Raw genomic sequence first — 522 nt, forward strand, 5'->3', positions numbered from 1 at the left:
CCTCGTTCGAGAACACGCGCACCGCACGGGTCTGACTGATCGGGATCAGCGTCGTCGTCTCGTCGTCGGGCTCGGCACGCCCGACCGTATACAAGTGGCTCTCACCGTCAGGTCCAGGCAGTTTCACCTCCACCGTCATTGCGTCGGCAGAGCCTGCCGCCTGCATGAAGGTATCCCTGGCAGGCTCGCGGAAGCCCACGGTGCTGGAGGGATCGGATCCGGGCCAGATTATGTAGGTGAGCTTTCGCTCGCCGTCCAGGTGGCCCAGCATGAGCCTCAGATGCGCGGGAATGGGGCGGAAGCCGTCCGTGATCCAGCCGCGCTGCCCGCTGGGTGTTTCTTCGCCATGCGTAAATGGCGCTCTCATGGGACATCCCTGCTCTCTACTCGCGTGATGATGATGTCATCACCGTCTAGGTTGCCGCGGGCGGGGGTTCCATCTCGGACCGTATGAGCGTCACTTCCAGAGGCGGGCGGCGGTGCTGGCGGTCTCCCTGGAGATGGCGTTGGCGGTGATGAGTC

The 522-nt window shown here is 64.2% G+C and carries 1 protein-coding gene; it reads right to left on the reverse strand.

All coding sequences use genetic code 11. From position 1 onward, the window contains the following. The coding region (locus tag DW296_RS12135; RefSeq protein ID WP_205807980.1) for a hypothetical protein at positions 1-367 on the reverse strand (367 nt) is incomplete at its 3' end. Positions 368-522 lie beyond the last annotated feature (155 nt).

The sequence above is a fragment of the Microbacterium sp. K36 genome (assembly GCF_004794355.1).
In the GTDB taxonomy this organism is placed as follows: domain Bacteria; phylum Actinomycetota; class Actinomycetes; order Actinomycetales; family Microbacteriaceae; genus Microbacterium; species Microbacterium paraoxydans_D.